Source organism: Streptomyces sp. MB09-01 (genome assembly GCF_033794505.1).
Lineage (GTDB): Bacteria > Actinomycetota > Actinomycetes > Streptomycetales > Streptomycetaceae > Streptomyces.
Genome location: NZ_JARAYQ010000060.1, coordinates 13586 through 36080 on the forward strand (window position 1 = coordinate 13586; position 22495 = coordinate 36080).

The following is a 22495-nucleotide window of genomic DNA, read 5'->3' on the forward strand; positions in this document are numbered from 1 at the left end:
CTGCCCTGTGAGGTTGGCTGGGGGCCGGGCCACGGTCGAGAGGGCCGACAGCCACAGCGCCTACACGAGCGGCGTACAACGAGAGGTGGTCGGTTGCCCGGGGCGGTCTACTGGGCAGGGCACCAAAACTGAGCGATCCCGGAAGATGCGGCGCCGGGCGAAGTAGGGAGCAGTGCGTGGTTATCCAAGTTGTCAGAGCATCGATCAAGCCGGAGCAGCGTGAGCACTGGCTCGAGGTGATTCGCGGCAACGCGGCTCGGACCCGTGCTGAGGAGGGCTGCGAGAGCTATCAGGTCGCCGAAGATCTCGAAGCGCCGAATACCTTCGTGATCATCGAGCAGTGGGCCGACCTCGACGCCGTATACAGGCACTACCGGAATGAATTCGAGGCGCTCATGGCCGCTTTGGGCGATGTCTTCGCAGCACCACCTGAGGCCTGGATCCACGACCTGGCCTCGACGCTGACTCTCGATGAAGTCCTTGCGAAAGCTGGACTGACCCGGTAGTCGAGCAAACCAGCGGACAGCGCGGGCGCGCCTGGAGCCACACCTGCTGCGCCGCCACTGTCGTACCCCTTGTCGAACGCGCCGCGGGGCCTTGACCGCCGTGGCTGACCTGCACGAACCGTCCGCGCGGGCGCGGCGGCCGTGGAGGGGGCGATGAAGGGGCCCAGGGAGGGGTCCTGCGGGGCCTGGTCCAGGTCTTCGACGAGCGCCTGGTCAGCGGCGGCGTACGGTTCGTAGACGGGGTGGACGTGGTGTCGGCGGGCACGGTGTCCTCGGAACCTCCGGCCTGCGGGCCGGGTCGGCGGTCCTCCGGCCCGCGCGCGGATCTGCGCACGGGCCGGAGCCACCGTGAGGAGCCACCCCATGCCCGGTGGGCTGCCGGCCCTGGTGTACGCGATGCTCACCGAGCAGCAGCCCCCGTTGCGCCCGGATCTGGCGCGGCTGCGGGCCGCCGTGGAGACGGACGAGGCCGCCGGCGTCGACGCGCTGATGGAGCCGCTGGACCGGGCGGCGGACGCCGAGCGGTGGTGGCGGGAGGTCAAGCCGCGGTTGGACGCGTACACGGCCGCCGTGACGGCTGAAGACCGGTACCCATCGACGTGGCAGAAGGTGGCGACCCGGAGCACTGGCTCTATGCACGGGTTGTGGACGTCAGTTGTTCAGGGGTGTGGGAGGCGCCCAGATCCGCGGTCGGGTGATGTCCAGGAGTTTTGGGCGGCACCGCTCCCGCCGGGGCTAGCAACCCTGATGCACAGGCTCATGATCCCGCACGTGTCGGGCCCCGGGGCGGGACTCTCTGCCCCTCCCCCCGGGTGGCGCTGTGTCTGCCTACGCGGGTGAGGTGATGGGCCAGGTGTACTCGAGTTCGGGCAGCTCGAAGCCCTGCTCGAACCAGCAGACACGCTCATCGGTGCGGAGGGCACCATGTCGCTCGTAGAAGGCAATAGCGCGGGTATTGGCGCGCAGTACTTCCAGGTAGACCGGCCTGTCCGGGTGTTCAGCGGCTGACCATGCCAGGGCATGCGCCAGGAGCCGGCCGCCGATCCCGGACCCGGTACGGCCTGGTCTGGCGTGCAGGTTGTCCAGCAAGAGCCGGCCATCAGATTGAGGAATCAAATACGCGAAACCGTCTATCTCGGTCGCCGCCTCCACCACGAACAGCGCCGCCCCAGGGAGCGGCTCGTCCAGTCGACCGCGCCAGAGCTCCAGGCGATCTTCTAGGAGAGGGCCACCCAAGAAGCTGGTGGGCATGATGCCCGCGTAAGCCGTACGCCAACTCTCGGCATGCAACGCCGCAATCTCGGTGGCATCGCTCCTGCGGCCCCTTCTGATCTCCATGGGTCCCAGCCTCGCCCATGACCAAGAGCGATGCCACATCTGGGCAGGTGAAACGGCTAACAGCGGCTTTGAAGAAGGGCCCTAGCGGTGCGTGGGCGGGTTCGGCCGCTGCGGCGGTTGCGGCCGCAGCGGCGTCAGCCATGGTGACGGACTACGTGACGATGTGCTGTCGGGCTGGGCCGAGGACCCGTGGGTGGTGTTGCCAGTCTTCATCGTCTCCGTGATCGTCGCGGCCGCGCTGGCCGTGGTGGGCCGTCCCATCGAGGGCGGTGGCGGGGCGGGGCCGGTACGGCTGGTGCCGCTGGCGCGGGTTCTGGCCAGTGGATTGGAATCCCCCCACACACGTGGACGGACCTGTCCGCGGGCGCAGGGACGAGCTCGCGGCGCTGCGAAGGATGTTGAAGCGGCCCGCGGAGCGTGGTTGCGCTGGCGCGGTCAGGCCGAAATCCCCGGCCGAACCGGGCCGCGGCCTCCAGGACCCCGAGGACTTCCCCGCGGACCACCGCGCTCCGGCCGCGGTCGCACGCTTCCCGCCACAGCGCCACGGCCAGCCGGAACGCGAAGCCAGCAGTGTGACCAGATAGGGCCTTCCCGAGCGGGGCGGCTCGAAGCCTCCCCGCGCTCCCCGCCACGCGCTGGCGGCGCGCCTCGAAGAGCGCATGGCCGGCACCGGCTACGCCTGGATCGTGAACGCCCGAACCGGTCCGGGAGCCCACCCTTGTTCCCCACTTCCATGCCGCGACCGGCCCGCATGCCGCCGCGTGGCCGGCTTCAATCCCTCGTCAGGCGGGTGCAGTTATGCCTCGGCCTTCTTCAACAACTCCACCAGGCTGGAGAAACTGTCCGCGGCGTGGCCGGCGTCCATGCCGCGCCGGAAGAGGCGGGCAACCGCGGTCGGAAGGGCGGTGTCGACGCCCGCATCGGCGTTGGTGTGCAGGACGTGCTCGACGCTGGCCATCCCCATGGCCAGGCGGTCTACGTCGCCGAGGTGTCTTCCGGCATCGATGCGCTCGGCGTAGAAGGCGAAGAACCCGGGAAGCGAGTTCGCGGTGTCGGTGGCGTGCTGCAGGATGTCGGCCGCTGCCAGACCATTCGCGCGGGCGAGGGCGATCGCCTGCCAGTAGCTCAGCATGGAGGTCCAGAACATGACCATGCCGAGCTGGTAGAAGAGCGCGGCAAGTCCCGGGTCCTCGCCCCGGTAGTCGGTCCGACCGGTCACGACTTCGAGCACCAGCCGGTGCTTGTCGAACACCTCGCGCGGGCCGCTGTAGAAGGTGGACGATGCGGACTGCCCCACCCCGGAGGGAGGCACCGTGATGCCTCCGGTGAGCTGCACGGCGCCGCGCTCGACCGCCCAGCGGGCGGCGGCCCGGGCCTGCTCAGGGGTATCAGAGCTGAGATTGACCAGAACCCGGCCGGCCAGCGCCGTCGCGGTGGGCTCCAGCACGTCGTACATCGCCGCGTAGTCCGTGAGACTGAGGATCACCACCTCGTTCGCGGCCAGAGCCTCCTCGACGCTCGGCGCGAGGACCGCGCCGCGGGCCACCAGGTCATCCGCGCGAGACGCGGTGCGGTTCCACACGGTGACCGCATACCCGTGATCCAGGAAGGCCGCGGCCATGGCCTGACCCATGGGGCCGAGCCCAATGACGGTGACCGACTGTGTGCTGCTGCTCATGACGAGATCTCCACCCCTCACTAAAACGAACGCTCTATTTAGAGCATGGCGGGAACGTATCACAGCTCTGGAACGAACGCTCTACTCAGTTGACCGATACGGTGGCTTCATGCAGACCAGCACACGGGACCGGATCGTCGTCGCCGCATCGCGACTCATGCAGCGGCAGGGCTACGTCGGCACGGGCATCAAGCAGATCGCCCAAGAGGCACAAGCCACCCTCGGCTCCGTCTACCACTTCTTCCCGGGGGGCAAGGAGGCCGTCGCCGTGGCTGCGATCAAGCACAGCAACGAGGAATTCGCGACGCTCCTCCAAAAGGCACTGGACAGCGTCGAAGACCCGGCGGAGGCAGTGATGGCCTGTGCCGAACAACTCGCCGAGGAACTGCGCAAGTCGGGCTGGATCGACGGCTGCCCCGTCACGGCGGCAGCCCTGGAGACGCTCGGCACCGACTCAGAGATCCAGCAGGCGTGCGCCGATGCACTGCGCAGCTGGGAGCAGTTGTTCTTCGAAAAGTTGCTGCGCTGCGGCTTCCCCTCCCGGAGTGCCCGGGAAGTGGCGATCACCGTCATCGGCGCCTTGGAAGGTGCCGAAGTCACCGCCCAGGTCAACCGCAGCGAGGAACCACTGCAGGCGACAGGCCGGCAACTGGCCCGTCTTGTACGCTCGTACGAGGTCTACGCACCCCGCTAGGGACAGCCCGTCCTCCTTTCGGCTCTTCCGGGGCGTGGCACCGTGGGCCACGCCCCAGAAGAAGGAGCCTGTACCGCTCCCCAAGGCCGTGCTGCGCCCCGTCTGCCACCCCGGACACCTGACGGCAGGTTCGAGCTGGACATGAGCGCATACCTGGACATCGTGCTGCCCGTCGTACCCGGCCCCACACCGCGGCGGACGCCGAAACGCAGGTCGGGGAACCGGCGCTGGACCGCACTGGGACGTTGAGGCTGACGTGGTCGGCTCCGGCGTCGAAGTGGTCTTGGAGGCGGTGAGCGACGTACTCGGCACGGCCGTGGGCCACCAGCGCGTCGACCAGCCGATCGTCGAGCGCGTCCGGGTTCTCGTATCCGAGCCCTCGCGGCGGTTCGCGGCGGTTCGGCAGGGCGGTCGCGGCCGTGGTGCGGGCGAGATCGGCGGTGTCCGCACGGTCGCGGCTGAGCACGCACAGCTGGGTGATGGCCAATAGGCCGTCGTCTCCGAGGACGTTTCTGGTGGCGCGGGTGTACTCGACGGGCATGCCCAGCACCGTTGCGCCCCGAGCGCGTTCGGCGGCCAGGGCGAGCATGCCGGGATCCAGGGCGGCGAGTACGCGGTGGGGTAAGGCAGCCGTGTCGGGAGGCCCGAACGGGGCGGTGTCCAGCGCGTCGGGGTAGGAACGCATGGTGGCCGGGGGCGGGCCGAAGCGGTGGCTGCGGATGTCCTCGACCAGGCTGGGGTGGCCGTCCCACAGGCCAAGCAGGAACCGGCCGGGGTACGCCTCCTCCAGGGTGCGCTGCCCGGCGGCGGCCGGGACCGGGTCGCGGGCGTAGATGTGGGTCATGCCGGCGGCCACGGTGATGTGCCGGGTGGCCGTCAGGAGGATCGCGGCCTGCGCCATGGCCTCCCGTCCCGTGATCTCGGGGAACCACAGGGTGCCGTAGCAGAGGTCCTCGATACGGCGGCGGCGTTGCGAACCTCGGGGGCGGAGAAATGGTCGAAGTCCCACGCCCAGATCCCGATGCGTCCGAGGCCGTGGGTGCGGGGCTCACGCGTCCTGCCCTGCGGTGCGCGTGGAGTCCAGAAACGCGGCGATCCGGGACGCGCCGGTTCGCTCCAGCCAGGTGCCGAAGTCCATCGCAGTGGGGTGGATCTTCCGGGTGGCGGGAATGTCCGCGCGGTAGCCGCGTGCGTTGAGCCACTCGTTGGCGTAGGCGAAGTCTTCGCTCAGGGCCCGGATCGCGTCGATCGGGACCTGCACGTAGGGCAGCGGTGGTCCGAGCGCCTTCCCGATGGCCGCGGCGATCTGAACCGGCGTGAGTTCGTCCCCCGCCAGGGGGACCTCCCGGCCGATCCACTCCTCCGGCCGGGAGAACGCCAGAGCGGCCACGGCGCCGACATCGTCGACGGCCATGATCTGCTGGGGGACCTCCGGCGCGAGCCCGGTGGACAGGATTCCGTTCCGCAGCGCGTATCCGCCGGTGAAGTTCTCCATGAAGGACACGGGCCTAAGGATCGTCGCGGGCAGGCCGAGCGCGGCGATGTGCTGCTCGATCCGCCACTTACTGACCAGATTCACCGGAAGCTCCTCCTCAAGGTGTCGGTCCGCGCCGGCTACGGAGGTGAAGACGAAGTGCCCGATGCCGGCGGCGTGCGCGGCCTCGGCGACGTTCACACCCCAGCGCACCTCGTCCTCGGCGGTGAAGTCCGGCGTGGTGCCGGGCGAGCCGACGGTGGGCTGGACGCTGAACAGGTCCCAGGCGCCCTCGGCCGCGGCGGTCAGGGAGTCGACGTCCTCCGCAAGATGTATCGGCCACTGCGGCGGGCCGGCATTGAGGTGATCCCGAACGCCGTGCCGGACGGCACGATGCCGTTCGTCTACGGATATGGTCCCGAGGACATCGTCGGTGGCTTCTCTCACCGGTACGAGACCCCACGGCTTGTCGGGCGTCTCAACGAGGACTGGTATGACCTGGCTGTTTCCTCGGGCCTCTGCGACCAGCGGCGCGAGTTCCTCGTCCTGCTTCCAGAGGGCACCCGTACACACGGCGCCTTCTTGCAGGACCTGCGCCACGGCCGCCGTGCCGCACCGGCAGTCTGGACCAAGGTCCGGCTCCTGGAACGCTGGGACATCATGGGCCGGGGGGCTGCATCGGCGTTCCTCGGCATCCGCGCGGGCCATCCGGGCTTCGGCATGATGGCGCTCGACAGCAGCGTGTACATCAGTTGCTCGACGGGTGAGAGGGGCGTCGACGTGGTCGCGGTGGGCCACCCGGACCACTCGGAGAACATCCTGCGGCAGTTGGAATGGTTCGCGTCGCGGAGGGACAGCTCCGACCGCGAGTTGCAGAAGCGGGTCGCCGTCTGGCTCGCGGGCCGCGCACCAAGTGCTGTCAGCCCTTCTGAACGATGACCACGCGGCCCCGGTGGCCGAGGCCGGCAAGGTTGTCGCTGTCCAGCTGATCACGTGACTACTCCATTGCCCAGTCGTTCACGCGGTCATGGGCGGGGTGAACCGACCGAGGCGGGAGCGGCTTCCGCCGTTCCTGCCATTCAGTAACGGTCGTTGCGGCCGGTGGCGGGAATCACCGGCGGGTTATCAACGGGATTCTGCACCGGGCCCTGGCGTTGGGTGAGCATCTGGCCGAAGGAGCGGACGTGTCGCGTGAGGGCGTCCAGCTCGGGGCAGCCGGCGAGGACGGACTCTCCAGGAGCTCCGCCTGTTGGTGTCCGCCGCCAGCACGTGACGGCGGACACCGATCCACTCGTGCACCCTCAGCGTGGGTCAGGAGGCTGCGGCAGCCCTCTGGATACGGGGGACGAAGAGCTGGGCCAAGGAGTGGGCGGTGGCCGGGTCCAGGGAGCTGCCTCCCCCTTCCAGCCTTACCTGGGCGATGACCGTCCCCAGGCACATGGAGAGGTCGAGGCCGTCCAAGTTGCCGGCGTTGCGGTAGTACGTGTGACTCTCGACGCCGGGGACGGGGGCCGCCTCCGCCTTGGTGTATTTGGCCGACCAGTCCTTCTCCTTGCGGCACGCGGCCTCGGCGGCCTTCTTGTCGGCGTAGGCTTGGATCTTGAAGAGAACGGTCTCGCCTACCTCCTCGAATTTGGTCGAGCCGTGCGCGATGCCGCTGCAGTCCCAATGCGTGTCCGGACCGCACTCCGCCGCGGACTTGGGCTGTTCCTCGATGTCCGCGCGGCCGGTCTTCGACTTCCAGCCCTTCATCGACTCCGGGTCAGGGAGCGCCTGCTGGATCCGCTCTTTGGTGTTGAACACCGTGTCGAAGTCCACCTTGCCACCCTTCGACTTCTCCGAACCCTCTCCTGCGCCTGGCGCCGGCTTGTCCGTGATCGGCGGCTTCTCCCCGACGGAATCGGAGCCGCCACCTCCACAGGCGGCAGCGAAGACCGCCAGCGCCATCAGAACAGCCGCCCTCGAACCAATGCTGGACCTCAACTGCACTCCCCGTTCCCCCTGGCTCATCGGACCAACCCATCAGGCTGTCACATCGTCAGATGATCCTGGCGGCTGCCCCCGATGATGATCAAGCGGAGCCCAGCCCACGGAGGCGGTCGCGGAGTGCCGGTGATCACTGAACGCCTCCTGAAACCACGAACAAACGCTGTCGGTTGAAGGGTTGTGGCTCAGGTTCTGGGGTTCGTAAACCGTGCGTCGCCAACATCAGAAGGTGAACAGAGCCTCCTCTTGTGGCGGGATTGGGAAAGCGAGAACGTTGCGGAGACGGAGGATGTCCCGCCGCCACGTGAGTCCGTCCGGGGCTTCGTCCCACAGTTCAGCCACTTCAGACACCTTGCTGACCACTTTGTCCAGGGCATCGATGGCAAGCGCTCTGAGCTGCCAGCCTGGCTCCACCCCCAAGCGCCTGCCCCACCGGCGGGGCGGGGCACCCGACGGCTACCGCCTCATGTGCGTCCAGGTCTTGCCTGATTGCGTTCACCGGCATTCCCATTGCAACAATTGAAGTCCGTGAGCAGGCGAAACACCCTCCTGGACCCGAAAGTTGATTGACGCATCAGTAAAGGCAACATAGCCTCCCAGACCATCGGGGCCAGCGCCCGCCACAGCCCCGGCAAGGTATCGATACGGCCGTCAAAGCCTCAGAGCTAAGGATCCTGTGCCCGATGGGAAAGCTCATCCACCTCGTACACCAGTCCCTCGACGGCTACATCGAAGGACCCGACGGAGAATTCGACTGGCCCGCCATGGGACCGCAGCTCTCCGCTTACTCACGCGAACTGACCCCTGAAGGAACGGTGTTCCTGTACGGTCGCAAGGTCTGGGAGCTGATGTCCGGGTTCTGGCCCAAGGCCGAGCAGTACTCGCAGGACCCCCACGACCTTGCCTTCGCTCCCCTGTGGCGCGCTGCACCCAAGGTGGTGGTCTCCCGCACGCTCACGACAGCCGGCTTCAACGCCCAGATCATCTCCGACAACGTCGCCGAGCAGATCAACGGCCTGAAGGAGTCCGGCCAGGACCTCGTACTCTTCGGCGGTGCCGAACTGGCAGCCCACCTCACCGCACACCGGGTCATCGACGAATATCACGTGGTCACGCACCCGGTGCTCCTGGGCGGAGGACGGCCGACGTTTCCCGCCGCCTCGCAGCGCACGGAACTGGAGCTGGTCGGCACACGCTCCTTCGACGGTCGCAGCACGCTGCTTCGCCACCAGCTCACGCCCCCCGCAGCCGGCAAGGCCTAGCAGCGATCGGCAGCCGCCCAAACGACGCTCCGACCAGAAGACCCGGCAGAGCCAGGCGCGGCTCTGGGCGGCCAGGCGACGGACATGCCCCGCACTCGGCAGCCGGGGGGGGGCGACCCGCCGGCGTTGAAACGGACGTGTGGCGGCAATACCGGCACGGTCGATGGCCCGGCGAAGACGAGGGTGCCGTGCTCGGTGTCGGCGATGCGGCGGTCAGGGGGTTACCAAACGCCGGCACTCGCGAACGCCCTCAACACGCACGGCTGGTTGATCTCGGTCCGAGCTTGCTGCCTTCCCTGAAGTCCTGGATGAGAACCTGGGTGCAATGCCGCTACCAGAGGGGGCAAGGTCGTGAGGCACACACTGAACCTTTGGCGTCAAGAGCTCGGAGAGGTGCCCGAGTCCGTCTGGCACCAGACCGAGCTCCGCGTGCTGATCCTCGCGGACAACGGACTCACAGCCCTCGCGCCAGGGATCGGTCAGCTGCAGCGGCTGAATACCCTGGACCTTGGCCACAACGCGCTCACGTCGGTGCCCGATGAACTGGGCAGCCTGACCGGGCTCAGCGACTGTCTCTACTTGCACGACAACCAGCTGACACGGCTTCCACATTTCCTGGGAAACCTGACACAGCTGCGCTATCTCAACGTCGGCGAGAACTCCCTCACCTCCCTGCCGGAGGCCATCGGGAATATGAGCAGCCTCATCGAGTTCAGAGCACAGCACAACCGGCTCACCACACTGCCAGACAGCATCGGCCGACTCCGCAACCTGCGTGAGCTCTGGCTCCGAGGGAATGCGATCGAGCACCTGCCGCCGTCGACCGCCCAACTGCACGAACTGCGTCACCTGGACTTGCGCGAGAACTCCGTGGCCGAGCTGCCGCACTCGCTGGCCGGCCTCCCCCGACTCCGTCAGATCGACCTGCGGAGCAACCGCCTCAGCCAGCTGCCGGACTGGCTCACCCTGATGCCATCGCTGGAGAAGCTGGATCTGCGATGGAACGAGATCGATGCCTCCCTGCCGCTACTGAACACACTGGAGCGACAGGGATGCGTCGTCTTGACGTGAACGACACACCACACGGCCTCTCACACCGCAGGCCCGTCAGCGCAGCCGTGTGGCCGGGGTGGGAACGCGGGCGGATTCGCCATGATCAGATCGAATGATCGTCTTGGGTGATCTGCCGTAGGGACTCGACGAGAGGACGGGCCGATCGGAGAAGTGGATCACGACGGGTCGCAGCCTGCCGCAACCGGAGCCGGGACAACCGACAGGATGACTGCATGCCCACACCGCCTACTCCGTGGCTGACGCCTCGTCGGCGCGGTCCTGGGCCTCTAGGACGCGATGGCCGTGTTCCGCCGACCACGCGCCCATCGCGCGGATCGGGACCATGAAGCTGTGGCCCAGGTCGGTGAGTTCGTACTCGACGCGCGGGGGCGCCTCCGCGTAGGCCCGCCGCGTGACGAGCCCGTCGTACTCGAGGCGGCGCAGCGTCTCGTTGAGTACCTTGGCGCTGATCCCGCCGATGGCCGCGCGCAGTCGCCCCGGCCGCATCGGGCCGTCCCCGAGCGCGAACACGACCACGCTGTTCCACCGATTGGTCAACAAGTCGAAGCCCACACGCGCCCGACAGTCCGCCAGATACTCGCCGTTTCTTCCCACCACTCCCCCAATTATGGTCCCCCGGCGGGAACCGAACGGTTCCTTTCGGCCAGCCTAGATTCACTCGAACGAACCGACAGGTCAAACAACGGGGATCGATATGCGAATCGGAATTTTGGGTGCGGGCGCCATGGCCGAGGCTCTCGGCGCGGGCTGGGCGAAGGCCGGGCACGACATTGTGGTCGCAGCGCGCGACGCGGACAAGGCGACGGATCTCGCTGCCCGGCTCGGGGCCCGCGCGGGCACCTTCGCCGAGGCCGCCGCACACGGAGACGCAGTGCTCGCCGCGCTTCCGCACACCGCGATGCTCGACGTGGTCGCGCCCCTGGCCGACGCGCTCGCGGGACGGGCCGTGATCGACTGCTCGAACCCGATCGTGCCAGGGCCAGGCGGGCTCATGCTCACCACGGACGGCGGTCCGTCCGCGGCCCGCCGGATCGCGGACGCGGCGCCAGACGCGCACGTGATCAAGGCGTTCAACGTGTGTGCCGCCGAGGTGTGGGCCCGGTACCCGGACGGCCTGGCGGTACCGCTGTGCGGGGACGACGCCGGCGCCCTGGATCTGGTGCGCGCGCTGGTGACGGACTTGGGGGCGATCCCTCTGGACGCGGGCGGCCTGGACCGGGCCGGTTACGTGGAAGCAACCGCCGCGTTCGTGATCGGGGTGTGGTTCGCGGGCGGTGACCCGCGCACGGTGCTGCCGCTCGTGGAGCACGCGCGGGGCTGATCGGGGGTCAGGTCTGCGTTCGCGGGAACACCAGGCGTGCCAGAGGCTTGAGCCCGGGTCGGCAGCTCCGCCTGCCCAGCAGCCCTCGAGTGCGCCTGCGAGCTCTGCCCATGCGCATGGTGGAGCGCTCGCCGGGGCGGCCCGGTCAGTCCCTTGGCCGCGCTTGCGCCTTGGCACAGAGGTACGGACGCGCGAGCAACAGGCCGGTGCCGGTCATGACGATGCCGAAGTAGACCGGAGCGAGGTGGAGGAAGTCGGTGTAGTGGATCGCGCCGTGTACCACGGCAGCTGGCAGGAAGCCGGCGGCCTCCGCCGCGGCCAGGGTCCAGAACACCCAGGCTTCACCCTGCCGCCAGCCCCAGGCGCTGAGCAGAATGATGGCCACCGCGGCAGCCATCAGGGCACCGCCGAACCCCGCCCGATCATGGGCGACGAACGGCACAAGCCGGGGGTTAGCGGTTTCCAGGGTCTGCGTGCTGGCGCCCAGGAAGGCCAGGTCGGTTGGCACGAAGACACCGGTCAGACCGACCACTGAGATCACCGCTCCGCCGACGAACAGCCCCGCTCCCGTGACGATCAGCAGCAACTGGCCGACCAACGCCCGTCGGCGCTCCGGCTCCGGCCCTTCGGGCGCCGGGCGCCACCGCGGTGTGTGCGGGGTCCGACGGACTGCGGCCACGAACATCGGGAACAGCGCGATGGTGGTGGCCGTGTGCAGGGGTTCCACGAAGCCGGTGGCCAGGAAGTAGAGCAACGTGGGGAAGCCGATCGCCCCCGAGAGCAGATACACCTCGCGGGCCCAGGGCCAGCCGCGTCTGATCCCTCCCACGGCGAGGCCGGTGTAGAGGACGCCGATCGCTACCATCGTGCCGGCCATCGTGATCCGGTCGTGCTGGAGCACGAGGTGGTGGTTGGCGGCATGCAGTTCGTGCAGCGTCATGCCGAGGTAGTCGCGGTCGTACCAGAGCAGCACCGGCCCGAGCGTGATCGCCGCGGCGCCGAGTCCGGCGCCCGTCATACCGAGCCCGACGAGTAGCGCCCACCACCAGGCGGGCCAGCGGCGGGGATCGCGCCCGACGTCCCGCAGCACCGGAGCGGGCGCGGTGGCCGTGGCTGCTTCGGTGACCCGTTGGAACCAGCCAGGTCCGGCCGCGACGAGCACCTCGGGACGGGCGAGCACAACCACCGACATCGGCACCAACCACCACTACTACAGCTCCTCCTCGTTCGGCTTCCGCTACGACGGGGCGCTGTTCGACGGACGCCTCGCCGGCGGTCCCACCGACGGCGCGTCCGCGCCGGGGTGACCGGGGCTGCCGGACCTTCGGTAAAGGATCGGCAATGCGGCGGGAAGGGTGGAGTCGGGCGGACTCTCCACCTTCGCAACGTTCCACCGATCTTGAAGGATCCCCCCATGCACAAGCGCGCCCGTACAGGGCCATGGGCGGCGGAGGCAGCGGCGTCGGGTTCGCCGCACCGGAACTCATCGGCCGGGGCTGGCTGCCCGGCGGCCCGGCCGTCACGGTGAAGAAGTCCTCCACCTTCCAGCTCAGCCCGCCCTACGGCGGCAAGCCCGGCGGTGTCCGCGTCCTCGAGATACCGCTGGGCAAGGACCGTCTCGTCGTGGAGTACCGCCACGAGGACCCCATCTACCGCGATGACGACGACGGCACCCTCGACGCCGCCAACGAGGGTGTGCACGCCTACCGGGTGCCCGAGGGCAATTACAACGGCTCTCGGCTCGTCGACCCGACCGAGGGCAAGGGCGACGCCGACGTGATCATGACCCTGACCGACGCCGCCCACCAGGTCGAGGTGAAGGTGGTCGAGTCCGGCGGCGGCTCCGCCACCGTCGCCGTCGCCCTCGACGGCGTGCCCGCACCCGCCAAGGCCGGGAGCCGGCCCACGCAGCACACCAGCCACCCCCGCCCCGCAGACCCAGGCTGCCCAGGGCACGCCGGTGCCCGAGAACGACACTGCCGCGGCCGCCCCCGCAGCGGCGCCGTCCACACCTGCCCAGGCTGCGGCCGGGCACACCATGAAGGGCGGCACCCAAGACCTCGCCCAGACCGGTGTTACGCGCCACCGCAGACGCGGGCGTCGACGCGCCTGACCACCGGCATCACCGAACGGGCTCCCGCCCAGTGGTCACACCCTTGGCCGGCACCGCCTGTAGCCGGCCGGGGCCTGTTCACGTCGGGATCATCCTGCTGGTCGAAGCCCCGCGTGCGGGGTGAGCTGAGCGATGTCGCTTGGGAGGGGGTGGAGCCGCATCCGCGCGCTTCTCGGGTCCGGCCGGTGGGCGGCGGCCGGACCCGGTCACGGTGATTGGTCCGCGGCTTCTCTCCGAATACGGGCCAGTGGAACGTGCCCTGACCCCGCCACGTCTCCCAACCGCCCGCAATCGGTGGTGCGACGGCATGAACTGACGGATGACGTCCGGACGGTGCCACGTTTGAGACGAGAGCGTCGTCTTCCCTGGTGAGCCAGGTGAGACGACGTAGAGGGCGCGGGTCTGGTCGTCACCGTTCCGACAAGCAGCCCACCGTTCTGACCCCCGCCGGTCTGGAAGTCGTCCCGGGCGAGTGGCCTGCATGTTCAGATCACCGCTTTCGTCAGCACCATTCGTCCGCCACCGGCGGGCCGTCGCCGAGGCTCTGGGCCCCGGCGGGCGAACGGTCCCCCGAACGGGCGGCTCGACGGGCACCCGCCGCCGGACGGCCGGAGGATCAGTGCGGGAACACGCGACGGGAGCCACCAAGAATGCCGAAGACCGCCGGTTGCTCGAAGGGGGCGCGCATCCTCCTGTCAGGCGTGCTGGTCCTCGCCGGGGTCGTGGCGACCGGGTGCAGCGGCGAAGCCCGCGACACCGGGCAGAGGCCCGGAGCAGGACCCCACCCCCAGGCGGCGCGCTCCGGAAGGGTCACGGTCGTCTACGAGGCCCAAACGGTCGAACCGGAGGACCGGGAGGCCATGGCACTGATCCGGAAGTCCCGTGTGCTGGAGCGATCGGCCGACTGGGTGAACAGAGCACTCACTCTCCCGCACGACATGGTCGTGAAGGTCACCGCCGACGTGCCACCCGGGGTCACCGACGCCGTCACCCAGCCCGACGGCAGGACCATCTTCATCCCACCGTCGTTCCTGACTGAAATCGAGAAGGCCCTCGTCGACGTCGTGAAGACCGTCGAACGGCCCGCCCCGTTCCCCGCGTCCGAGTACAACGCCGACGACCTGACCGTGCTGTCGACCGAATTCATCTTCGGCCACGAGATGGGCCACGCACTGCAACGTCAGCTCCTCCTGGCCAACCTCGGCCTCGAAGAGGACGCGGCTGACGGCTTCGCATCCTTCTACACCGTCAACCAGGTCGGGCCGGGCCCGTCGCTGGCCGCCGCGATCCTCTTCGACGAGGTCGCCCGCAAGGAAGGCCAGCCCACCTTGGAAGGCTTGGCGAGCGACCATCCCGTCACCCAGCAACGGGCCTTCAACTTCCTGTGCTACCTGGAGGGCAGCGACCCGAAGAAGTACCAGCAGTCCCTGGTCGACAGCGGCTATCTCCCGAAGACCCGCGCCCCTCTCTGCCCACAGGCGTGGGCGATGCTGGACTACGGCTGGTGGACCCAGCTCCGACCCCACTTCAGCGCGACGTTCAGGGCCCCGGGCGACCAGGAGCAGAAGGAGGCGCACGCGCGGCTGATCGCGGAGACGAAGGCTCTGGCGAAGCGCATCGACGAGATCCGCAGCGGTCAATGAGCCCGTCCGGCACGGGCCTGAGCGGCTCTGCAGGCGTCCGCCCCGCAAGCAGCCCGGCCCCGGCAGCGCCTCGTTCCGCCCACCGGAATCGGCGTGCGCGGGCACCTGGAGCCGGGCGAGTCCCTTTCCTTCGGGGACGCCCCGCTCGTCGTTCTGGCCGCTCGGACACAGCGAGCACGCCGAACCCCGCTGGCCGGTGCTGGCGGAACACGCCCCTTCAGCCTCGGCCGGCGCTCTATCGTGGAGAGCGCCGACCGGCAGAGCAGACCCCCAGATCGTCATCGCACAAGCCTTCTGGCAGTCACCGCCGGCGCACCAGGCCCGCCCAGCGGTTGAGGCCTGCAGTCTTCGCGAGGGCGATGTTGCCAGCGACAGTGTGACGGACAGCGGTGGTCATCCGCCCGTCTACGGCATGAACGCGCGCCCCGGCGTCCTCGCCGAGCTCCGCCTCCTGGCCCGTAGGCGTTCTGCATGGCGCGGCGGACCGCGTCCGTCACGACCTCACAGGCGCAACCGTCGCCGCGGTCTGCGCTGCGTCCCCGAGCGCTTCCGCGAACGGTTCACCAGGCGGGGAGGGACGCGTGTGCGGCGTTGCCATGAGGCGGGGCTCCATGTCGGGGCGCAGCGCGAACGGCAGGACCCGGCAGCTCCGGAGCGTGGCCCGGGCCCGGCGGCGTACGGGGTACACCGGAAACGGGTGCGGCAGGCCGCGGCCCGGCGTACGCACCGCCCACGTGGTACGCGCGGCCGCCGTGCAGGGCGCGGGGGCGCCCGCCGGTCCGCCTGCCTCCCGCAGCAGCACGGCCGCCGGCAAGGCGGCTTGCGCCTGCGCGCGGAACTCCTGCGCCCGGTGCCACGAGGCCGCCGCCTCCACCAGTGCCGACCCGAGCGTCAGTGCACAGCCGCAGTGTCACCTCGCCATCCCCACGCCGGACATCACCGCCCGGTCGGCCGGCGCCCCGACCTACGTGGCATCAGCCTCGACGGCCGGGGCCACGTCAGCGGTCGGTCTGCTCTTCGGCCTTCACCCCGGCTACGTCCTCTCACCGGACGACCGGGTGATCATCGCGGCGACCCGGCAGGATCTCGCCGAGCTGCTGGACGGCGGACGACACGCAACCCTGGCCGGCCGAGCCCGCACTCCAGGGGAACTGCTGCGGGGCAGCTGACCGAGCACACCGCTGGCAGGGACTGGGGACGGAAGCCGTTCGTTCGGACGGACAGCGCTCCGAGGTGTTCCCGCGATAGGCTCCGGCCCGTCCTCGGCTCCGCAGGTCGCCGCTGCGCCGTTCCCGACACGCCGACGGGACGACGGGACGACGCCATCGGACCCGGCCGCTCCCGCCCGTACTCGACCACCACTTGAGGACACCCAGTGCCTGACGACATGCTCCGGTGCGGGCGACCCACCAAGCAGGGCCGGCCCTGCCGTAACCGTCGCGCGAACGTTCAGAACGGATGTCACCAGCACGGCTTCCCGGCGGCTGCGGTCCGTCCGCTCCCGAGCCCTCGCGCGGTCGAGCCGGTCTCGCCGGGCGGCTGGCGCCCGGACCGGCGCAGCAGCGCCATAGCGGGACCGGCCGGGCCGGGTACCCCCGGCCCAGGCACCCCCACCCGGAAAGGGAAGGGCCTTCGGATCGGTTGCACCGCCGCTCTCCTGATCCTGATCGTCGGTCCGGGGACGAGGAGTCCTGGGCTGAGTACCGAGCCGGGTCGTCAGCAGAACTCCGGCCGATGACGGCCGCAGCGGAACATCCAGCAGCGGGAGCGGGAGCAGCGGTGGTGAGCCCCGGCGGGACAGTCAGCCAGGCAGGAAGGGCGGCTGTCCCCCGGGCGGCTGCTACAACCCGTGCCCGCCGGGAGGCTGCCGCTGACCGCTCGGGGCCGCCTGTGAGGAGTGCGCGGCCTGGCCACATGCTCTCGGGCACGGCTCCGCCCGGCATGCCGGGGCATAGCCGAGACAGGTTTCAACGGTCTCGCTCCCTCACAAGCCGGATCGACCAGCAGACGCCCGACGCACCCCACCTCCGGGCACGAGCTCAAGCGGGCAGCGTGACCGGAGACCACATACCCGACAAAGGCGGTGCTGAGAATGTCGGGTGATCGGGGCCGGTGTCGCCGCACGATGGGGGCATGGACGACACGACCTTGGTATCCCGTTTCCTCCGCGACGGCTTCGTGAAGTTGGAGGGCGCCGTCGCGCCGCGCGTGGCCGCGGACTGCGCGCGGCTGCTGTGGCGGGAGACGGGCTGCGACCCGGACGACCCGGCGACCTGGACGCAGCCCGTGCACTGGGTGGGCGGCATGGCGCAGGGACCGTTCGCCGCCGCACCCAACTCCCCTTCCCTGCAGCACGCGTACGACCTGCTCGTCGGCGAGGGACGCTGGGAGCCGCGCTACTCGCTGGGCACGTTCCCGCTGCGCTTCCCGCACGACGAGGAGCCCGACGACGCGGGCTGGCACATCGAGGGGAGCTACCTGCCGGAGGGCGAGAGCTGGTACTTCACGAATCTACGCTCCCAGGGCCGGGCGCTGCTGATGCTGTTCCTGTTCAGCGAAGTCGGGGAGGAGGACGCCCCGACCCGGATCCGGGTCGGCTCACACCTCGACGTGCCGCAGGTGCTGGAGAAGTACGGGGAGGACGGGGCGAGCGCGCGGACCCTCGCCCCCGATCTGGTGGCGGCGTCCGACCACCGGCCGCTCGCCCTTGCCACCGGGTCCCCGGGCGACGTCTTCCTGTGCCATCCGTTCCTGGTGCACGCGGCGCAGCCGCACCATGGGGTGCGGCCGCGCTTCATGGCCCAGCCGCCGCTGATGCCTGCGGCGCCGTACGAACTGGAGCGGGCCGACGGCGCGTACTCGCCCGTGGAGATCGCGATCCGCCGGGGCCTGGCACGTGATACCCCCGATCCGGACGGGGACGGCACCGACCGCAGCGCCGGGTAGACGTGCTTCACGGCTATCGTCGGCTAGGTGGTCGTGGAGAGGGAAGAGGCAGGAGGGCGGGCATGCTGGAGCGGCTGAACCAGGCCATGGAGCACATCGAGTGCCGGCTCGACCAGGCCGTCGACGTGGAGGAGCTGGCCCGCATCGCGGCCACTTCGGAGCACCACCTGCGTCGGATGTTCTCCGCGCTCGCGGGCATGCCGCTGTCGGAGTACGTCCGGCGCCGCCGGCTCACCCTCGCGGGCGCCGAAGTACTCGCGGGACGTGACACGCTGCTGGAGATCGCGGTGCGCTACGGGTACAGCTCCGGCGAGGCGTTCGCGCGGGCGTTCCGTGCCATGCACGGCATCGGACCAGGTGAGGCCCGGCGCACCGGCGCCGCACTCAACTCCCAGTCCCGGATGGCCTTCCGCCTCACCATCGAAGGGCGCAGCAGTATGCGCTACCGCGTCGTGGACAGGGCGGACTTCACCGTCGTCGGGCTCAAGACCCGGGTGCCGCTGGTGCACGCCGGTCCGAACCAGGCGATCACGGACTTTGTCCGTGCGATCGACCGTCGGACCCTGGAGCGCCTGGAGAAGCTGTCGGACCAAGAGCCGCACGGCATCGTCGCGGTCTGTGACGACGTGGACCCCAGCCGGGCCGAGGGCACTGAACTCGACTACCACCACGGCGTGATCACTTCCGCGGCCGCTCCGGCAGGCACGACCACGTTGGCCGTCCCGGCCGGCACCTGGGCGGTCTTCACCACCTCCGGGCCGGCACCGCAGGCCATCCAGGAGCTGTGGCGGGACGTGTTCAGCGAGTGGTTCCCGTCGAACCCGTACCGCACCCGCACCGGTCCTGAGATCGTGCGCATCCTCCTGTCCCCGGAGAAGACCGAGGCCCACGCCGAACTGTGGCTCCCGGTGGAGCCCGAGCACGGCTGAACACAGCGGCACTCATGCCACCGGGCAGGCGCGTGCGAGTGCTTCGGGGGCGCCTCTTGCGCCCCTCCTCGCTCCGGCCCGGTGCGCCTCGCTCCCAGTCGGGCCAAGGCGTCCCGGGCGACCGAGGCCGTGGACGCCGGGCACAACAGGGGCTCCAGTGGCGGCGGGTTCTTCAGACACGACCCGTGCCGCTCGGAGGACCGGCGTCCGCCGGCGCTGTGTCCGGGAGCGTGTCGGCGAGGTCCTCCCACCGTTCATCGCATGGATGTTCCGGATGGTCGCAGCTCTGCCCCACTCGTTCCCGTCGCACGGCCCGCGCCGCATCGGCCACCAGGCGCGACCAGTTGTTCGTAGGTCATCAGTCGTTCCTCAGCCGTCTCAGGGAGTCGCGGGCCGTGGCCGCGACGAACGCCGGGCACAGGGCGGTGTCGAGGGGCGGTGCCCAGGGCTCGGGCCACTTCTCGTAGGCCGCGCGGCCGCGGGCGCTCGTCAGGTGCATGCCCACCCACAGGGCTTCGGTGGTGTCGCCGGGCCGCGGCGACTCCATCACCACGCGCGCGTGCCCGGCGACGTTGCGCGGGCACAGCCATGCATCGCGCGGCCTGGGGTCCGTCCAAGGCCTCCCGTCGTCGGCGAGCCGCTCGTACGTCTGGGGCTCGTGGTCGACGTACTCCCGCATCTCGTCCCAGGCGTCGACCAGTTCGGACGCCCGCTCAGCAGAAGATCGATCCGTCATCGTCATCCTCCTCGTCCATCTCCTCGTAGCGCTCGTCCATCGCGACGATCGGGTCCCGCGCCCAGTCGGCGAGCAGGTTCGCACACGCCCACACGTCGACGGGGTACGCGCCTTCCGGCGCCGCGAACTCCGCCGGGGCGTAGAGGTGATCGAGGTGCGCCTTGAACGCCGTGCGCAGGTACCCCGACTCCCGCAGCTCCGCGTCAGGATGGGCGTCACCGTGCGGGCAGTCGTGGTCGAGCGGCTCGGGGTCGACACCCCGCAGCAGGGCGCGCACCTCGCGCCCCACTCCGTACGGCAGGTCGAATACGGAGGCAGCCCACAGGGCGAGGTGAAGCAGGACGAGCCGCTCGTGCGGGTCGGTGGCCTCGGCGTGCCGGCGTGCCGCCCACAGGCCCGCGTTGTGGCCCGCAACACCGGAAGCGTCGAGGTCGTCGGCGTCGACGAACGTCTGCGTCAGCGCCCCGATGTCCAGGTGCCCATCGGGCCGTACGAACGCGGCGTCCAGTCCGCTGGTGTCGCGTACGGCGAACAGTTCCTCGTGCGCAGAACGCAATGAACCCAGCGCGTCCTCGGCGAGGCTCCGCAGGTAGTCCGGGCACACCCATGCGTCGGCCGGCTCGTCCAGCCATCCGGTGAGCTCGGCCCGCCCGCCGGGGCTGCGCACGTGGAAGCCGATCTCGGCCACCGACTCGTAGTACAGGTCGTCCTCGTCGGGGTGCTCGCCGTCCGCGTGCGCACAGCCGCCCGCATCGCCGAGCAGCCCGAGCGCCCGCTCCAGACCTTCGATCATCGCGTCGAAGACCGGACGCAGGGTGATCCGGTGGACGGCGTACGGGGCCGTCACATGCTGCGTGAGGATGTACCCCGCCAGCGCGCCCCGGGTGGGACGGTCGGACAGGTAGCCCGTGTTGGACTCGATCTCGGGAGCGGGCTCGATGATGGGATGGTCGTTGAGGATCTCCTTCAGATCCCGCACCGACTGGGCATGTTCCTGAGGGACCGCCTCGGGTATCCCGGATGCCGAGAACGGCGCGATCACATCGGCCGTGACGCGTGCAATGCCCGCGACATTCCGCGGGCACGACGCGTCATCCGGCCGGGGATGTTCGGGGTGCTCCCCGATCAGGTAGGAGGCGCAGGCCCCCACCGATCCCCAGGAGTCCTCGGAGAGGTGCTCCAGCTCCTCCTCGTACGGATGCGCCTGGTGTCCGCAGTCAGTCGCGTCCAGCGCCGACGCAGCGGCCACGAGCGCGGCGACAGCGGCGCGCGCCGTCTCGGGCCGCGGCCGCCAGGCGAGGTAGCGGACCATCTCGGCAAGCCCCGCCACCCACACATGCACCGACTCACCACCGGGTTCCGCGGCAAGTCGGCGCACACAGTCGAGCACGAGCGGCTCCGCCTCGGCCGGAGCGGTGTGGGCACCGACCCGGGACCACTGCGCGTACAAGTCAGCCAGCCGGGCATCAGGTATGACGATCATGCCCGATACGACGTATGACCAGGTGCCTGAGGTTCCTGGGACCCGTGAGTAGGGGTCCAGCGTTTTGACCCTGTTGACGTGGCCATCGACAACGCCGAGCGGTCGACAGCGCCACGGGGGGGGTGGTCCGGGCCCGTCCGGAGGCGGCTTCCCGCAGTGGCTGTTGCAGCTCTTTCACCTAGCCGGGCTCTGATTGGTCGGGCGGTTCGCTCACCGTGACCTGGGCCGGGCGCAGGAGGTGGTCTCCGACGCGGTAGCCGGGCCGGTGCACGGTGGTGCAGGTCGGCTGGTCGACCTCGCCGGACTGCCGGTAGGAGATCGCTTCGTGACAGGTGGGGTTGAAGAGTTCTCCCGGGGTCCCGACTTCCTGGAGGCCGAGCGCGGCGAGCTGGGTTTCCAGCGCGTCGGCGACCGCTCGCAGGCCGGGATCGACATCGCCGTACTCGCGGGCCTGGTCGATGGCGTCCAGGACGGGCAGGAGCCCGCCCAGGACGTTGGCGACGGCGATTTCCCGTATCGCGAGGCGGTCACGCTGCACCCGCTTGCGGTAGTTGTCGTATTCCGCCTTCAGGCGCTGCAGGTCGGCGGTGCGTTCGGCGAGCTGTGCCTGCGCGGCGGTGCTCCCGGCCGCAGAAGCGCCGCCGGGCGCTCGGTGTTCACCGCCGCCGGTCTGGCCGTGCTCGGGAAGGCTGCTGTCGGCTGCCCGGAGCTCGAGGGTGACGGGGTCGATGCGTCGCTTGTCCCTGATCACGATGGGGGCTGTCTGCTTTCGCGGTCCGTTGGAAGACGTTGGTGAGCTCATCGGGTGTCTCCCTTCGGGCTCTCGTCGTCGACGATCTCGGCGTCGACGACATCCTCATCCGTGCCGGACGAGGTAGCGCCGGTTGCCGGGCCGCCAGTGCCTGCGGCGTCACTTTGGGCGTCGTAGAGGGCGGTGCCGATCTTCTGCGCGACGGTGCTGGCGCGCTCCGTCGCCGTGCGGATGGCCGCCGTGTCCTGGCTCTTGAGCTTCTCCTTCAGCTCGGCGATCGCGGTCTCGGTCTCGGCCTTGAGGTCGGCCGGGATCTTGGCCTCGTGGTCACGCAGCAGCTTCTCGGTCTGGTAGACGAGCTGTTCGGCGCTGTTGCGGGTCTCGGCCTCCTCCTTGCGGCGGCGGTCCTCCTCGGCGTGCTGCTCGGCCTCGCGGACCATGCGGTCGATGTCCTGGCGGGGCAGCGAGGAGCCGCCGGTGACGGTCATCTTCTGCTCCTTGCCCGTGCCGAGGTCCTTCGCGGTCACGTGCATGATGCCGTTCGCGTCGATGTCGAAGGAG

The 22495-nt window shown here is 69.7% G+C and carries 23 protein-coding genes; 11 read left to right on the plus strand and 12 right to left on the minus strand.

Going from position 1 to position 22495, the window contains the following annotated elements; translation table 11 throughout:
* Positions 1 to 176 precede the first annotated feature (176 nt).
* Positions 177 to 506, plus strand: a complete 330-nt coding sequence (locus tag PV721_RS15225; RefSeq protein WP_319724309.1) for a putative quinol monooxygenase — start codon at positions 177 to 179, stop codon at positions 504 to 506.
* An 828-nt stretch (positions 507 to 1334) separates the two neighbouring features.
* Here the strand turns inward: PV721_RS15225 and PV721_RS15230 are convergent.
* Together PV721_RS15230 and PV721_RS15235 are read right to left on the minus strand one after the other, a co-directional pair.
* Positions 1335 to 1844 (minus strand): GNAT family N-acetyltransferase, encoded by a 510-nt coding sequence (locus tag PV721_RS15230; RefSeq protein ID WP_319724311.1) that lies wholly within the window; start codon positions 1842 to 1844, stop codon positions 1335 to 1337.
* Between the two features lie 796 nt (positions 1845 to 2640).
* Complete coding sequence (locus PV721_RS15235) at positions 2641 to 3522, minus strand: NAD(P)-dependent oxidoreductase (RefSeq protein ID WP_319724313.1); 882 nt, start codon at positions 3520 to 3522, stop codon at positions 2641 to 2643.
* Between the two features lie 109 nt (positions 3523 to 3631).
* Here PV721_RS15235 and PV721_RS15240 point away from each other — a divergent pair, with 109 nt between their 5' ends.
* Positions 3632 to 4216, plus strand: a complete 585-nt coding sequence (locus PV721_RS15240; protein WP_319724315.1) for a TetR/AcrR family transcriptional regulator — start codon at positions 3632 to 3634, stop codon at positions 4214 to 4216.
* Here PV721_RS15240 and PV721_RS43910 read toward each other — a convergent pair.
* The 4 genes from PV721_RS43910 to PV721_RS43915 all read right to left on the minus strand — a co-directional run bounded on the left by PV721_RS43910 (position 4131) and on the right by PV721_RS43915 (position 8090).
* Positions 4131 to 5225, minus strand: coding sequence for an LLM class flavin-dependent oxidoreductase (locus PV721_RS43910; protein ID WP_416371105.1), 1095 nt, complete (start codon positions 5223 to 5225; stop codon positions 4131 to 4133). The two genes, PV721_RS15240 and PV721_RS43910, sit on opposite strands and share 86 nt — an antisense overlap.
* Before the next feature lie 39 nt (positions 5226 to 5264).
* On the minus strand, positions 5265 to 6398 hold the full coding sequence (locus PV721_RS15250; protein ID WP_319724349.1) for an NmrA family NAD(P)-binding protein: 1134 nt from the start codon (positions 6396 to 6398) through the stop codon (positions 5265 to 5267).
* Between the two features lie 603 nt (positions 6399 to 7001).
* The gene (locus PV721_RS15255; protein ID WP_319724320.1) at positions 7002 to 7673 is read right to left on the minus strand and encodes a hypothetical protein; all 672 of its coding nucleotides are present in this window, start codon (positions 7671 to 7673) and stop codon (positions 7002 to 7004) included.
* Between the two features lie 225 nt (positions 7674 to 7898).
* Positions 7899 to 8090 carry a DUF4259 domain-containing protein gene (locus PV721_RS43915; RefSeq protein WP_416371106.1) on the minus strand — a complete coding sequence of 64 codons (192 nt, stop codon included), beginning with the start codon at positions 8088 to 8090 and terminating at the stop codon, positions 7899 to 7901.
* 269 nt (positions 8091 to 8359) lie between these two features.
* Between PV721_RS43915 and PV721_RS15260 the strand changes: the two genes are divergently transcribed.
* Together PV721_RS15260 and PV721_RS15265 are read left to right on the plus strand one after the other, a co-directional pair.
* Positions 8360 to 8938, plus strand: coding sequence for a dihydrofolate reductase family protein (locus tag PV721_RS15260; protein ID WP_319724322.1), 579 nt, complete (start codon positions 8360 to 8362; stop codon positions 8936 to 8938).
* A gap of 351 nt (positions 8939 to 9289) precedes the next feature.
* A complete protein-coding gene (locus PV721_RS15265) occupies positions 9290 to 10009 on the plus strand; it encodes a leucine-rich repeat domain-containing protein (RefSeq protein WP_319724324.1) in 720 nt (239 codons plus the stop codon).
* 228 nt (positions 10010 to 10237) lie between these two features.
* Here PV721_RS15265 and PV721_RS15270 read toward each other — a convergent pair whose 3' ends face one another.
* Positions 10238 to 10549 carry a helix-turn-helix domain-containing protein gene (locus PV721_RS15270; RefSeq protein ID WP_319724326.1) on the minus strand — a complete coding sequence of 104 codons (312 nt, stop codon included), beginning with the start codon at positions 10547 to 10549 and terminating at the stop codon, positions 10238 to 10240.
* 157 nt (positions 10550 to 10706) lie between these two features.
* Here PV721_RS15270 and PV721_RS15275 point away from each other — a divergent pair, with 157 nt between their 5' ends.
* Entirely contained in the window at positions 10707 to 11333 is a 627-nt protein-coding gene (locus tag PV721_RS15275) for an NADPH-dependent F420 reductase (RefSeq protein ID WP_319724328.1), read from the plus strand.
* Positions 11334 to 11478: 145 nt separating this feature from the next.
* Here PV721_RS15275 and PV721_RS15280 read toward each other — a convergent pair whose 3' ends face one another.
* On the minus strand, positions 11479 to 12423 hold the full coding sequence (locus tag PV721_RS15280; RefSeq protein ID WP_319724330.1) for a hypothetical protein: 945 nt from the start codon (positions 12421 to 12423) through the stop codon (positions 11479 to 11481).
* Between the two features lie 31 nt (positions 12424 to 12454).
* Here PV721_RS15280 and PV721_RS15285 point away from each other — a divergent pair, with 31 nt between their 5' ends.
* From PV721_RS15285 to PV721_RS15310, 6 genes are all read left to right on the plus strand, one after another.
* Positions 12455 to 12640, plus strand: coding sequence for a hypothetical protein (locus PV721_RS15285; RefSeq protein ID WP_319724331.1), 186 nt, complete (start codon positions 12455 to 12457; stop codon positions 12638 to 12640).
* Positions 12641 to 12773: 133 nt separating this feature from the next.
* A complete protein-coding gene (locus tag PV721_RS15290; RefSeq protein WP_319724333.1) occupies positions 12774 to 13661 on the plus strand; it encodes a hypothetical protein in 888 nt (295 codons plus the stop codon).
* A gap of 435 nt (positions 13662 to 14096) precedes the next feature.
* Positions 14097 to 15089, plus strand: a complete 993-nt coding sequence (locus tag PV721_RS15295) for a DUF4344 domain-containing metallopeptidase (protein WP_319724334.1) — start codon at positions 14097 to 14099, stop codon at positions 15087 to 15089.
* 611 nt (positions 15090 to 15700) lie between these two features.
* Positions 15701 to 16258 (plus strand): hypothetical protein, encoded by a 558-nt coding sequence (locus PV721_RS15300; protein WP_319724351.1) that lies wholly within the window; start codon positions 15701 to 15703, stop codon positions 16256 to 16258.
* Between the two features lie 964 nt (positions 16259 to 17222).
* Complete coding sequence (locus PV721_RS15305; protein WP_319724335.1) at positions 17223 to 18035, plus strand: phytanoyl-CoA dioxygenase family protein; 813 nt, start codon at positions 17223 to 17225, stop codon at positions 18033 to 18035.
* A 62-nt stretch (positions 18036 to 18097) separates the two neighbouring features.
* Entirely contained in the window at positions 18098 to 18964 is an 867-nt protein-coding gene (locus PV721_RS15310) for an AraC family transcriptional regulator (RefSeq protein ID WP_319724337.1), read from the plus strand.
* A gap of 358 nt (positions 18965 to 19322) precedes the next feature.
* Here the strand turns inward: PV721_RS15310 and PV721_RS15315 are convergent, their stop codons facing one another.
* The 4 genes from PV721_RS15315 to PV721_RS15330 form a co-directional block, all read right to left on the minus strand.
* Positions 19323 to 19700 (minus strand): hypothetical protein, encoded by a 378-nt coding sequence (locus PV721_RS15315; protein WP_319724339.1) that lies wholly within the window; start codon positions 19698 to 19700, stop codon positions 19323 to 19325.
* Complete coding sequence (locus tag PV721_RS15320; protein WP_319724341.1) at positions 19678 to 21183, minus strand: hypothetical protein; 1506 nt, start codon at positions 21181 to 21183, stop codon at positions 19678 to 19680. The genes PV721_RS15315 and PV721_RS15320 overlap by 23 nt, the downstream gene beginning before the upstream one ends.
* A gap of 178 nt (positions 21184 to 21361) precedes the next feature.
* A complete protein-coding gene (grpE, locus tag PV721_RS15325) occupies positions 21362 to 21934 on the minus strand; it encodes a nucleotide exchange factor GrpE (RefSeq protein WP_319724343.1) in 573 nt (190 codons plus the stop codon).
* Between the two features lie 47 nt (positions 21935 to 21981).
* Positions 21982 to 22495, minus strand: a 514-nt coding sequence (locus tag PV721_RS15330; RefSeq protein WP_319724345.1) for an Hsp70 family protein, incomplete at its 5' end; no start/stop codon positions are given.

Excerpts from the sequence above, each read along its gene's own strand:
- PV721_RS15230 (WP_319724311.1), bottom strand. The coding sequence starts at position 1,844 with ATGGAGATCAGAAGGGGCCGCAGGAGCGATGCCACCGAGATTGCGGCG.
- PV721_RS15235 (WP_319724313.1), bottom strand. The coding sequence starts at position 3,522 with ATGAGCAGCAGCACACAGTCGGTCACCGTCATTGGGCTCGGCCCCATG.
- PV721_RS15240 (WP_319724315.1), top strand. The coding sequence starts at position 3,632 with ATGCAGACCAGCACACGGGACCGGATCGTCGTCGCCGCATCGCGACTC.
- PV721_RS15250 (WP_319724349.1), bottom strand. The coding sequence starts at position 6,398 with ATGGCCCGCGCGGATGCCGAGGAACGCCGATGCAGCCCCCCGGCCCAT.
- PV721_RS15260 (WP_319724322.1), top strand. The coding sequence starts at position 8,360 with ATGGGAAAGCTCATCCACCTCGTACACCAGTCCCTCGACGGCTACATC.
- PV721_RS15275 (WP_319724328.1), top strand. The coding sequence starts at position 10,707 with ATGCGAATCGGAATTTTGGGTGCGGGCGCCATGGCCGAGGCTCTCGGC.
- PV721_RS15290 (WP_319724333.1), top strand. The coding sequence starts at position 12,774 with ATGGGCGGCGGAGGCAGCGGCGTCGGGTTCGCCGCACCGGAACTCATC.
- PV721_RS15295 (WP_319724334.1), top strand. The coding sequence starts at position 14,097 with ATGCCGAAGACCGCCGGTTGCTCGAAGGGGGCGCGCATCCTCCTGTCA.
- PV721_RS15300 (WP_319724351.1), top strand. The coding sequence starts at position 15,701 with ATGTCGGGGCGCAGCGCGAACGGCAGGACCCGGCAGCTCCGGAGCGTG.
- PV721_RS15305 (WP_319724335.1), top strand. The coding sequence starts at position 17,223 with ATGGACGACACGACCTTGGTATCCCGTTTCCTCCGCGACGGCTTCGTG.
- PV721_RS15310 (WP_319724337.1), top strand. The coding sequence starts at position 18,098 with ATGCTGGAGCGGCTGAACCAGGCCATGGAGCACATCGAGTGCCGGCTC.
- PV721_RS15315 (WP_319724339.1), bottom strand. The coding sequence starts at position 19,700 with ATGACGGATCGATCTTCTGCTGAGCGGGCGTCCGAACTGGTCGACGCC.
- PV721_RS15320 (WP_319724341.1), bottom strand. The coding sequence starts at position 21,183 with ATGATCGTCATACCTGATGCCCGGCTGGCTGACTTGTACGCGCAGTGG.